Origin of the sequence: Acinetobacter calcoaceticus (genome assembly GCF_051947995.1) — a bacterium.
In the GTDB taxonomy this organism is placed as follows: domain Bacteria; phylum Pseudomonadota; class Gammaproteobacteria; order Pseudomonadales; family Moraxellaceae; genus Acinetobacter.
Genome location: NZ_JBLVVH010000001.1, coordinates 137,846 through 149,969, shown reverse-complemented (window position 1 = coordinate 149,969; position 12,124 = coordinate 137,846). Strand labels below are relative to the sequence as shown.

Here is a 12,124-nt window from a genome sequence, read left to right as displayed (position 1 = left end):
GTGCGATGTTGAATAGGGTGAATCACCAACTCAAGGTTTTACAATCGGTTGTTGCCAGTGTAATTGAAGGTGGACGAGGGGCAATGGGCACACCATTTCCTAATCAGCCGGCAAAGGCAATAAAACTGTATGAGTTTGAAGGTTCACCATTTTGCCGTCGTGTCCGTGAAGTGATCACCTTACTGAATCTGGATGTAGAAATTTATCCATGTCCTAAAGGTGGGCAAAAATATCGACAGATCGTCAAAGCCAAAGGTGGTAAAAAACAGTTTCCCTTTTTGATTGATGAAAATACCGGTGACCAGTTATATGAGTCACAAGCCATTATTCATTATCTGTTTAAGCACTATGGCAAAACAGGGAAAACACCGAAAAAGTATAGCCATTATCCAAAACTTCCATATGTGTCTACGTTGGCAACAGTCGCTAACGCAGCGCGTGGCGTCTGGATTGATCCGCAGATTGTTGATCGTCCAGCACCAGCGCAGTTATTGGAACTGTGGAGTTTTGAGGCGAGCCCGTATACCCGTTTGGTGCGTGAAGTCCTGACCGAGTTAGAACTGCCCTATATTTTGCATAATGTACCGAAAGAACGTTGGCAGGATATGGGGCCAGCTGTATTGCGCCTAAAGCCCGGTAAGTATATTCCGTTGCCGAACGGCAAACGTGAAAAGGTGGTTGAGGTCATGGGACGCGATATTCAGGTGCCTTATCTGGTCGATCCAAATACAGGTGTGAAAATGTTTGAGTCTGCCAAAATTATGGAATATTTAAAGAAGCAGTATGGCGCATAACTGTTCAGAAAGTATCTTTTAACAGGTGCTTTCTTTATATCAACTGCGATGGCGGTTGCTTCAATTATGGGTTTAGCGGTTTAATAGACCTGAAAATAGTCATATGATCACCCCAAAATGTTAAGTCAATTTAGCAATCTCTTCAAAAGTTCGAAACAAACACCCGAGCAACTATTTCTAAAAGAACACGCTTTGTCTTTTGATGCTGAGCAGGGACCAATTTTAAATGGTGTGGTACTGAATGATTTGGGTTTTCGTCTGGAATATTTCTCAAACCGAAAATTAGAACGATTTGATGATTTAGAAAAGCTGTTCCGGATTGCACCACAAATTAATGAAAAAATTGATCTGGAAATTCATTCACAACGTTTTGTTGAGCGGTTGGGAAATAATGAAGAAAATCTCAAAGAACTCAAGCAAATGATTAAAGTTTTAAATGATTATTATGTGAAGTTTAAACGGGCCAGATAGAGCAGTATAAGTCGAACACCCTCCATCAAGTAACCAGCACATATAAGGCCTGGCTACAAAAGTGTAGTCTTACCCTATATTCGGGTATGAACTTTCATAAAGATAATAACTAGAGACAAATGCATGGCACATCGTATTTATTTATACAATGTTAATAAAGATAAACAGCATAGTGATTTGGGCTATCTAGGTGAGTGGAAATATGAAATTCCACAGTTGTTACTTCCGCTGTTTTTTGCACAACCTTCCCGTAAGGGGCATTTGCTGTACTTTGACCGCCAAGGTGGTGTTGAGTATTTACAACGTTTTTACGATTTATTAAATGAACAATATCAATTCAGTGAACAGGCGGGCTGTATCGAGGCTCAGCAGACCATGTTCGAGCTGTTACAGCACTTGCCTTATGAACAGCTAGAAATGGATGCCACTGATGTCTTTAATATGAATGATGACAGTCATCGTTTACAGGCACAGCAATGGCTTGAAGACATCCTGGAGAAAAAAGCCTTGTATGATCAGGCTCTGGAGCAGCGGGATCTAACGGTTCTAGATGCTGTATTGACCAGAACTGGCTATGACAATTTTCTGGATATCTTACAGACAGACTGGGTGCAATGGGGACTGGGCTATTGGGAAGAATCACTTTATCGGGATGCGTCGGAAAGCTTTGAGGAAAACGGCCTATGGGGACTCAGAAATCGTCAAGGAGAAGTTGTTCTTGCGCCGCAGATGAGCGAGATCTGGGCGTTTAATGATGAGGGGATTGCCGTATTTGAGCGCAACGCACAATATGGTTATCTGAATCATTATGGGAAGATTTTGCTCGAAGCACAGTTTGCAGATGCCTATGACAGTTTTCAGCTGGAAGGTAAAAATTATGCAGTGGTACATCCACAGGAAAAGCCGGAATTAGAAGGTCTAATCTGTGTGGAAGATGGTCAATGGATGATTCCAGCCTGCTATGAAGCGGTAGAGCAGCTACGTTACTCGGATGTTTTTAATGTGTTTAAAGATGGTGTATATCAACTGGTCAATCTCCAGCATCAGGCTGTGATTACTGAATCATCGGAGTATCCTTTTGAGATAGATTATTTAAGTGAACAGGTTAAGCTGTATTACAGTGCACAAAAAGGCTCGGCAAAGAGACGCTATTTCCTCAGTAACGGCAGCTATCTGGGGGAGTATATTGAAGATTCGCTACAACCCCTCAGTCATGGCTATTTATGGGTCAAGCCGAATAAGTTCCAGCGCAAGATTTGTGTATTAAAACCAGATGGCGAGTTACTGATTGATGATATTGATCAGCTAAAAGCATGGTCGGATTATGGTTATCGTAGTTTTGCTTATTGCAAAGACAAGCAATGGTCTGTCTATCAGACCGACACCCATCGCTTTTTGTTGCCGCAAGGTATGGATAAGCTGATTGAGGGAGAATATCTGCATGAACTCGAAGATATTTATCCTTTTGAACATGCAGGGCAATATGGTCTATTCGATGCCAAGCAACAGCGATGGCTGATCCCGCTTGCCAATCAGTTTAAGCGTATCCAGCATGTCAGTCACGGCTTGTTCCAGTGCATCACAACAGCGGGAAGCCATTACTACGATGCAAAACAAAACATGCTGGGAACAACAAGTTTTGATTATATTGCGCCTGCAATTGAACGTTATGACCCGGAACAAGGACTATTAACTTTATTCAAAGCGCTAAATGTATTTTTTATCAACCCGCAGCGTCAACTGGTACAAGCTGACCCTGATCAGATTGCTCAGTTTTATCTGCGGCGCTTTAATTTCCAAGGCAAGGATTTAAGATTTTTCGAGCAGTTCTATTCACGCTGGAAGGCCGCCCAAGGCGATAGCTATTTTGGCCAGCTGAAGGTCAAGACCTTGTTGAAAATGGCGCAATATTTTGAAGAGCACCATGATATTGCGCAAGCCATACAATATTATCAGGCTGCTGCGGATCAGGGGGATAGTGAGAGTATGGTGGCCTTGGGCCTGATTTATAATAATGGTGAAGGTGTGCAGCAAGATTATGCGCGCGCGCTGGACTATTACTGGCAAGCAGTGCAACTGGACAATTCATGGGGCTGGAACAATCTGGGGTGTATGTATCTTAACGGGCACGGGATTGAGCAGGATGTCCAGTTGGCGATTGAATGTTTTAACAAGAGTGCACAATTGGGGAATGGCCAGGCCTGCAAAAATCTGGCAGGGTTTTATTATGACGGGATTGACGTTGAACAGGATCTGGCGCTTGCCGCAACATATTATCAACGTGCCGAGCAGCAGTTTTATTTCAGTGGAGAACAGCTTGCTGATATCTACTATCAACAGGCGGCATATGCTCAAGTTGCCAAGCTGATCAAGCGTGATGAAGACGAGGCATATACGGCGATCTATTATGCACTGATGTATGAAGCAGGACATCAGTTTAAGCAGAATATTAAAAAGGCCATTCAATATTTTGAAAAAGCATTGCAGTATGCTGATTATCCTTATGCATTGAAGCAGTTACTGCATTATTATGCTGAATCGGAACAGTTTAAAAATCCTGAAAAATATCAGTATTGGCAGGAATATATCGAAAGCAATGATATACAACTTGATGAATCTGCATCTGATTAAGCAGGACATAAGCCTAGTAAAGCGCTGAGCAATAAAAAAGCTGAATCAAGGGATTCAGCTTTTTTGCTTCAGTCGGTGAGCAATTATTTTTCAATAATCGCGGTCACACCTTGACCACCCGCAGCACAGATCGAAACAAGGATACGACCTGAACCTTTTTGATTTAAGATTTTCGCAGCAGTCGCGATGATACGACCACCTGTAGCAGCGAATGGGTGACCCGCAGCTAAAGAAGAACCTTTAATATTCAGCTTGCTACGATCAATTGAACCTAAAGGTGCGTCTAAACCTAAACGCTCTTTACAGAATTTTTCATCTTCCCACGCTTTCAAAGTAGAAAGCACTTGTGATGCAAATGCTTCGTGGATTTCATAGTAGTCGAAATCTTGAAGTTTAAGGCCAGCACGCTCAAGCATACGTGGAACTGCATAAGCAGGTGCCATCAATAAGCCTTCTTTCTTGCCCACGAAATCAACCGCAGCAGTTTCAGAGAAAGTCAGGTAAGCAAGTACTTCATGACCATTGGCTTTCGCCCATTCTTCAGACGCTAAAAGCACACATGACGCACCATCAGTTAATGGTGTTGAGTTACCCGCTGTCATGGTTGCAGCTTCGCCTTTACCAAAGACTGGTTTTAATTTTGCCAGTTTTTCAGCAGTTGAGTCAGCACGTAAGTTATTGTCACGGCTTAAACCCAGGAATGGCGTAATTAAGTCATCGAAGAAACCTTCTTCATATGCTTTTGCCATTTTTTGGTGAGAAGAGGCAGCTAGTGCATCTTGTTCTTCACGTGGAATACCCCACTCAAGTGCAGTGATTGCTTGGTGATCACCCATTGATAAACCGGTACGTGGTTCACCATTTTTAGGCGCATCCATCAGGTCTTTCACGTTGATTTTCGCTAAAGCTTTTAAGCGGTCTTTACCCGTTTTCGCAATGTTAAGCTCAAGCAGGGCTTTACGTAAGCCGTCACCGAAAGCAATTGGCGCATCAGAAGTGGTATCAACACCACCTGCGATACCCACTTCGATTTGACCTAAAGCAATTTTGTTTGCGACAAGGAAAGCGGCCTGTAAACCTGTACCACACGCTTGTTGAATGTCATATGCTGGTGTTTCTGGCGCAAGTTGCGTATTTAAAACACATTCACGTGTCATGTTGAAATCACGGCTGTGCTTTAATACTGCGCCCGCAACCACTTCACCTAAGCGTTGACCTTGCAGGTTGAAGCGCTCAACCAAACCGTTTAACGCAGCTGTAAACATGTCGATGTTAGAAGCTGTGAAATAAGCGCCGTTAGAGCGAGCGAAAGGAATACGGTTACCGCCGATAATGGCAACACGGCGCACAGTGTTTTGGCTCATGGTTTTATCCTGTTGAACAGAAGGTTTGGTTGTTTTAGCAGTCGCTGCTTTCGTCGTTGTAGAAGACGCAGCGCTTTTTGCAGCACCTGCACTACGTGTTGTAGAACGGGCACGCGTTGTTTTTGGTGTCGTGGTTGCTGCTTTTGGAGTTGTGCTCGCAGTTTTACGTTTCGTAGAAGCTGCTGTTGATGTATTTGACACAGTCTCCTGAGCAGAATTGTCGACTGCTGGATTTTCTTGAGTTGTTTTGCTCATAAGGCTTTTCCAAGCATAATTGCGATATTCTTGCTACAAACATACCATATTTTCAATACTGCTGTATTGACTAGAATGACGCTTGAGACCACATTCAGGTCAAGACATCCAGACATGAACTCAAGTATGATTTGTGATGAGTCAATCAGACATTGATTTCATGCCATATCCCAACATGATTCATGTGTTTGTAACAAATTCATTTGTATGAGAGATAATAACCATGACTGATCAGTACCAAGCATTTACACAATCACCTTTAGGTAAATTTGTTGTAAAAAATTTAGGTCTACCATCACCAGTTACGCTAGATCGTTTTGAAAGTGCTCAACCTGTTGTGAATGGGGCAGTATTGCTTGGCGCAGCACCATCAAGTACGGTTTCTGCTGCGATTGCTCAAGTTCTTAGCAATATTCATGCAGATAGCTATGTTGGTAACAATGTTGAGTTACAACAGACTGCTGCAAAAGTCGGCTTAAATCTTCGTCCATTGAATGCCGATGATAAAGAATCTAAATTTAAAGCGGTTGTATTTGATGCGTCTGGCATTCAGGATTCGGAGCAGTTAAAAGAGTTGTATAACTTCTTCAATCCAATCGCTCGTCAAATTTCAAGTTCAGGTCGTGTGATTGTGATCGGTACCACACCTGAAACTGCAAAAACAGTCAAACAGGCGATTGCACAACGTGCGCTTGAAGGTTTCATCAAATCTGTTGGTAAAGAATTCAAAAAAGGCATTACTGCTCAAGTGGTTTATGTCGACCAAGGTGCAGAAGCGAACCTTGAATCAACTTTACGTTTCTTGATTTCACCACGTTCTGCTTATGTATCAGGTCAAGTGATCCGTGTATCTAAAGCTGATGTGGCTGATTTAGACTGGGCGAAACCACTTGCAGGTAAAACTGCATTGGTTACCGGTGCAAGCCGTGGTATCGGTGAAGCGATTGCACATGTCCTGGCGCGTGATGGTGCACATGTCATTTGTTTAGACGTTCCACAACAACAAGCGGATCTTGAACGTGTGGCAGGTTCAATTGGCGGCTCAGTATTGGCAATCGACATTACGGCTGCGGATGCGGGTGAAAAAATCAAGACTGCTGCTGCAAAACAAGGCGGTTTAGACGTGATCGTTCACAATGCAGGGATTACCCGTGACAAAACTTTGGCAAATATGAAGCCTGAGCTTTGGGATCTTGTCATCAATATTAACTTGTCTGCCATTGAGCGTGTTAACGATTACTTACTATCTCATGACGGTTTAAATGCCAATGGTCGTATCGTTTGTGTATCATCAATCAGTGGTATCGCAGGTAACCTTGGTCAAACTAACTATGCTGTGTCGAAAGCAGGTGTAATTGGTTTGGTTAAATTTACTGCGCCGACATTAAAGAATGGTATTACTATCAATGCGGTTGCACCAGGTTTCATTGAAACGCAAATGACTGCTGCGATTCCATTCGCGATTCGTGAAGCTGGTCGCCGTATGAACTCAATGAACCAAGGTGGTTTACCTGTAGATGTAGCTGAAGCAATTGCGTGGTATGCATCTACTGGTTCAACAGGTGTGACTGGTAACGTGGTACGCGTCTGTGGTCAAAGCTTGTTAGGTGCTTAAGCATTAGGGTTTTGAAGAGGGGGTGCTTGTGCATCCCTTTTTTATAAAAAATATTGAAAGGTTTATTATGAATACACGTCATTTTAGTCAGTTGCCAAAACCTTATTTAGCTTATCCAAAAGTCATTCAAGGTCTCATTTTCAAAAAGCCAAAAGGTGAAAAGGTTCTGCCACAAGTTGAGTATGTGGTGGATACCCTTAAAATTGATAGCAAACATTTAGAAAGCTATAACGAGATTTGTGGTTTTAAAAATGATGGTGTCGTGCCGGCCATTTATCTGGCAGTTTTGTCGCAAAGCCTGCAAATGCACATGATGACCAGTGAAGCTTTCCCGTTTCCAATCTTGGGTTTGGTGCATATTCGTAACCAGATCAAGCAAATACGTAATATAGGCGTGAATGAGCAAATTATGCTGTCTTGTAAATTTGGTGAATTGAAACCGCACGACAAGGGTTTGCAATTTGATTTCATCACCACTGCGAAAGTTGCCGGTGAAGTGGTGATGGAAAGTTTAACCACCTATTTATCACGCCAGAAAACTGAGAAAAAAGCAGGTGAGAAGGCTAAAGATACGCAAGAACCCGCTTATCAACCACAAGCAGAATGGAATATTTCAGAAAATACGGGTCGCCGTTATGCGTTGATTTCGGGTGACTTTAACCTGATTCATATCCATGCGGTGACTGCAAAAGCATTTGGTTTTAAACAGGCGATTGCACATGGGATGTGGAGCAAGGCAAAAGCTTTGGCAAGTATCGAATTGCCTGCGGCTTATGAGGCAGATGTCTGGTTTAAACTGCCAATGTATTTACCTTCAACGGTTGAGTTCCTTACCGCAGCTGAATCAAAGCAAACAGATTTCTTGATCCGCAATGTGAAATCTAAAAAGCCGCATGTGGCAGGTACAGTGAAAGCACTTTAATATTTTTTAAAATTGAAAATGCTCCCTGTTGTGCGCAACAGGGATATTATAAAAACATAAATATCATAAGGAATTGAGCTTTGATTAAAGAAATTTTATTTGCCGATACGCATCATTATCATGGCAGTGTTGATGAGCGTTTTATTGACTTGGCTAGCCAGTTTAGCCGTCTACAAGATGCGCGAAGCCAGCAAGGCGGCGCGGCATTGGTGGTGTATTTCCAAGGTCAAAAAGTTGTTGATATTTTTACGGGTAAAAAATCTCAAGAAGAAGATTGGCAATCAGATACTTTAGCGATGTGTTACTCAACGGGTAAAGGCATTCTTGCAACCCTTGCGCATATTCTGGTGAGTGAAGGCATGCTGGATTATGATCAGCCGATTGCAGATTACTGGCCTGAATTCGCTCAAAATGGCAAAGCCAATATTACTTTGCGTCATGTTTTATCGCATCAAAGCGGTTTGTTTGATATTCGCAATATGATTGATACTGCCACAGAAATGCTGGATTGGTCGCACATGCTGGATGTGGTTGCAGCGGCAACACCGCGTTTTGCGGCAGGACAAAGTTTTGCCTATCAACCTTTGACCTATGGCTGGATTCTGGGTGGTGTGATTGAGAAAGCAGCCAAGCAGCCATTAAACTGGTTAATGCAGCGTTATCTGGTACAAGCGCTTGAACTGGATGGGGCATATTTTGGAACGCCTGCTTCAGAACTAGATCGTGTTGCACGTTTATTGTTAAAACCCAAAGCGCCAACCTCAACTAAACCTCAAACCAAGAAAAATAATCAGCCACGTAAAGCCTCTTTATCCGAACGGTTATTGGAGCTTTCAGGGCAAAACCCTCAGGATTTTCAGGATGCTATGATCCCAAAAGGGATGCGCCATTTTAGCTTTTATAGTGATGAGGGCTTGCAAGCCGTTATTCCGGCAGCCAATGGTGTATTTACTGCAGATAGTTTAGCTAAAGTATATGCGATGCTGGCCAATCAAGGGCAATGGCAGGGGCAGCAATTCATTCGTCCAGAAGTATTTAAGCAACTGAGTACGCTACAAAGCAAAGCACGTGATCGGGTGATGCCAATTCCAATGCATTGGCGTTTGGGGTATCACCGTATTTTAACGATGGGCAAACGTGCGCCACAGGGCTTCGGTCATGTTGGCTTTAATGGTTCAGGGGCATGGTGTGATGTTGATCGTGAATTGAGTTTTGCTTATACCCATAATTTTAATGTGACTTCGGCAACAGGGGATTATCGTTTGTGGGGCTTAAGTCAGGAAACGCTTCGCTGTGCAGATGCAATTTTAAATGGACGCAAAGGCTGGTTCTAATTCGTATCACCTTGATAGGGTGGAATGTGATAAATCACTGCCTCATATTTCCGTTCAGTCTTGTATGCAGCAACAGTTCCACCTAAAAATTCAGCCAGTTTACGACTGGGTTGATTATCGACTGCTACTGGATATAAAAAATATTGAGCGGATAGATGCGCAGAGGCCCAACGAAAAACCTCAAGAATCGCTTCTTTGGCAAAACCTTGATGGTGGCAATCTTCCCGAATCCATAAGCCCAGTTCAGGTGTCGACGTCTGCATGCGATGCACACCGATCAGGCCAATAAAACGCTGGTCTTGTTTATGACGTAACACAAAATGCCGGTCTGTATTGTTGGCTTCTTTTTCTAGCCATTGCTGAGCAATTTTTTCCTGTTCTGCAAAGCTGGATGCAGGCTCCCAGCTCATATAGCGTGTGAGTGTCGTTGTAACGCATGGGTAGATGTCAGCAAGATCATCCAGTTGAAAGGTAAATAAATTAAGTCTTTGGCTTTGTAATAAAGGGTGTTTCATTGTTTGCTCATTTTAGTTTTCAAATAATTCTGCCTGAATCATGGCTTCGGTATGGCGTCTAAAATCAGCTTCATTTAAGCCAGTCAGGCCTAATTTATAAATTCCTTCCAGACCACAGACAAACGCAATTAACCGCCATGCAATGTCATGGCTATTGCTCTCAAAATGAAACTCGCCCTGTGCTTGACCTTCATTAATCATACAGACAATTGAGCGATGCCAGTCCTGCATGGCGATATTGTAGGCCCGTTTAATTTCTTCATCTTGGTCAATCAGCACTTCAGCTTCATTCCAGAGTCTTAAATAAGGCTGAATCTGTTCAATATTTTCGCAACCCAGCAGGAGGGAAAGACGTTGTAAGGCGTTGGCTGTGCTGACCTGATTTTCAATTTCGTCCAGTTGTTGCATCAGTTTGATAAATGCTTCGGCTTTTAAATGCGAGCTGGAGGCAAAATGATGATGGACTTGTCCTGTCGAGGTTTGGGCTTCGGTGGCAATACGGCGTACGGTCATCGCAGAAAAACCTTCGTTTAAGGCGACCTGCATGGCGGCCTGTAGAATCATTTCACGACGTTGTTCGCGATTTAAATAAGCCATTCTTTATTCGCACCTCTACCAGGATATAAATCGGGAACACACTACTCCAAATTTAAAAGTTGGACAAGTGTTCAATTTTGGTTATAATGACATCAATTTGAACAATTGTCCAATTTAGAGGCATTTATGTCACGCAAGTGGTTAATTCTTGCAATCGTTGTATTGATCTATCTCCCAGTATCGATCGATGCAACCGTTTTACACGTGGCGACACCAACGTTGAGTGAGTCACTTTCTTTAACAGCAAATGAGTTGCTGTGGATTATTGATATCTATTCTCTGGTCATGGCCGGTCTGATTCTACCCATGGGTGCCTTGGGTGACCGAATTGGCTTTAAACGCCTGATGATCATTGGCGGCATCTTATTCGGTCTGGCATCACTGGCAGCCGCATTCTCTTCGACTGCTTATGCCTTGATTGGTTCGCGGGCTTTACTGGCCGTAGGTGCGGCCATGATTCTGCCTGCCACTTTATCTGCAGTTCGTAATACCTTCCTGGATGAAAAGCAACGTAACTTTGCGCTTGGCATCTGGGCAACGGTCGGCGGGGGCGGTGCTGCCTTTGGTCCGTTGCTCGGTGGTTTCTTATTAGAGCATTTCCATTGGGGCGCAGTGTTCCTGATTAATGTGCCGATTATGCTGGCTGTATTGGCTTTAACGGTTTTCGTGATTCCAAAACAGGCAGGGCAACCAAAACAGAACCTTAATCTGTTACAGGCAATTGTGCTGGTGGTTGCGATCCTGAGCATGATCTATGCTGTTAAAACCGTGATGCATGGGTTTAGTATCTGGTCAGTGTTGATATTCGCCGTAGGCTTTAGTTTGCTGGTAGGCTTTATCCGTAAACAGCTCACTTCAACTTCGCCAATGATCGATATTCAATTATTTAAACATCCGGTGATTGCAACGGGTGTGGTGATGGCAATTGTCTCCATGATGGCACTGGTCGGTTTTGAATTGCTGATTTCACAGGAACTGCAATTTGTTTACCAGCTTTCGCCATTGGCTGCGGGTGCATTCATTTTACCGTTTATGGTGGCGATCAGTCTGGGTGGTCCAATTGCCAGTATGCTGGTCAACCGTTTTGGACTGCGTTCGGTGGCATCGCTGGGGATGTTGATGAGTGCTGTCAGTTTGTGGGGCTTGGCCAATACAGACTTTATGCAGGCGAAGATGCAGGTCTGGAGCTGGATGGTTGTGCTGGGAATCAGTGTAGAAATTGCTTTACTGGCATCTACCTCGGCCATTATGTCGTCAGTGCCGCCAAGTAAAGCCACGGCAGCAGGGGCAATTGAAGGCATGGCCTATGAATTGGGTGCAGGTTTGGGCATTGCCTTTTTTGGATTGATGTTGTCATGGTTCTATGCCAACTCGATTGTGGTACCAGCCGATGTGCCGTCTAGTATTATTGAACAGGTGAGTAGCTCGATTGGTGAGGCAGTTCAGGCTGCCAAGCAATTACAGCCCGTGATTGCTGAGCATGTGATTGCAGCTGCAAAACAGGCTTTTAGCCAATCGCATCGTTCGGTGTTGAATGTGGCAGCTTTATTATTCTTGATCTTGTCGATCTTTATCTGGTTTGCTTTACCAAAGCGTGTCAAGGTCGTTGAGGAATAATCATTGACC

10 protein-coding genes are annotated in these 12,124 nt (G+C 43.5%); 7 read left to right on the top strand and 3 right to left on the bottom strand.

Annotated elements, in window-relative coordinates:
- The first annotated feature begins 5 nt into the window (after positions 1–5).
- The 3 genes from ACNQO6_RS00775 to ACNQO6_RS00765 all read left to right on the top strand — a co-directional run bounded on the left by ACNQO6_RS00775 (position 6) and on the right by ACNQO6_RS00765 (position 3,896).
- Positions 6–794 (top strand): glutathione S-transferase N-terminal domain-containing protein, encoded by a 789-nt coding sequence (locus ACNQO6_RS00775; protein ID WP_440207817.1) that lies wholly within the window; start codon positions 6–8, stop codon positions 792–794.
- A 117-nt stretch (positions 795–911) separates the two neighbouring features.
- A complete protein-coding gene (locus ACNQO6_RS00770; protein WP_440207816.1) occupies positions 912–1,265 on the top strand; it encodes a hypothetical protein in 354 nt (117 codons plus the stop codon).
- Between the two features lie 123 nt (positions 1,266–1,388).
- Complete coding sequence (locus ACNQO6_RS00765) at positions 1,389–3,896, top strand: tetratricopeptide repeat protein (RefSeq protein ID WP_440207815.1); 2,508 nt, start codon at positions 1,389–1,391, stop codon at positions 3,894–3,896.
- Between the two features lie 83 nt (positions 3,897–3,979).
- Here ACNQO6_RS00765 and ACNQO6_RS00760 read toward each other — a convergent pair whose 3' ends face one another.
- Positions 3,980–5,515, bottom strand: a complete 1,536-nt coding sequence (locus ACNQO6_RS00760; protein ID WP_005229789.1) for an acetyl-CoA C-acetyltransferase — start codon at positions 5,513–5,515, stop codon at positions 3,980–3,982.
- Between the two features lie 223 nt (positions 5,516–5,738).
- Between ACNQO6_RS00760 and ACNQO6_RS00755 the strand changes: the two genes are divergently transcribed.
- From ACNQO6_RS00755 to ACNQO6_RS00745, 3 genes are all read left to right on the top strand, one after another.
- Positions 5,739–7,130, top strand: a complete 1,392-nt coding sequence (locus ACNQO6_RS00755; RefSeq protein WP_005229792.1) for a 3-oxoacyl-ACP reductase — start codon at positions 5,739–5,741, stop codon at positions 7,128–7,130.
- Positions 7,131–7,197: 67 nt separating this feature from the next.
- Positions 7,198–8,052, top strand: a complete 855-nt coding sequence (locus tag ACNQO6_RS00750; protein ID WP_440207814.1) for a MaoC family dehydratase — start codon at positions 7,198–7,200, stop codon at positions 8,050–8,052.
- Between the two features lie 80 nt (positions 8,053–8,132).
- The gene (locus tag ACNQO6_RS00745) at positions 8,133–9,386 is read left to right on the top strand and encodes a serine hydrolase domain-containing protein (RefSeq protein WP_440207813.1); all 1,254 of its coding nucleotides are present in this window, start codon (positions 8,133–8,135) and stop codon (positions 9,384–9,386) included.
- Here the strand turns inward: ACNQO6_RS00745 and ACNQO6_RS00740 are convergent.
- Together ACNQO6_RS00740 and ACNQO6_RS00735 are read right to left on the bottom strand one after the other, a co-directional pair.
- A complete protein-coding gene (locus tag ACNQO6_RS00740) occupies positions 9,383–9,901 on the bottom strand; it encodes a GNAT family N-acetyltransferase (RefSeq protein WP_440207812.1) in 519 nt (172 codons plus the stop codon). The genes ACNQO6_RS00745 and ACNQO6_RS00740 overlap by 4 nt on opposite strands.
- 12 nt (positions 9,902–9,913) lie before the next feature.
- Complete coding sequence (locus ACNQO6_RS00735) at positions 9,914–10,498, bottom strand: TetR family transcriptional regulator (protein ID WP_440207811.1); 585 nt, start codon at positions 10,496–10,498, stop codon at positions 9,914–9,916.
- Positions 10,499–10,624: 126 nt separating this feature from the next.
- Here ACNQO6_RS00735 and ACNQO6_RS00730 point away from each other — a divergent pair, with 126 nt between their 5' ends.
- Entirely contained in the window at positions 10,625–12,115 is a 1,491-nt protein-coding gene (locus ACNQO6_RS00730) for an MFS transporter (RefSeq protein WP_440207810.1), read from the top strand.
- The last annotated feature ends 9 nt before the right edge of the window (positions 12,116–12,124 follow it).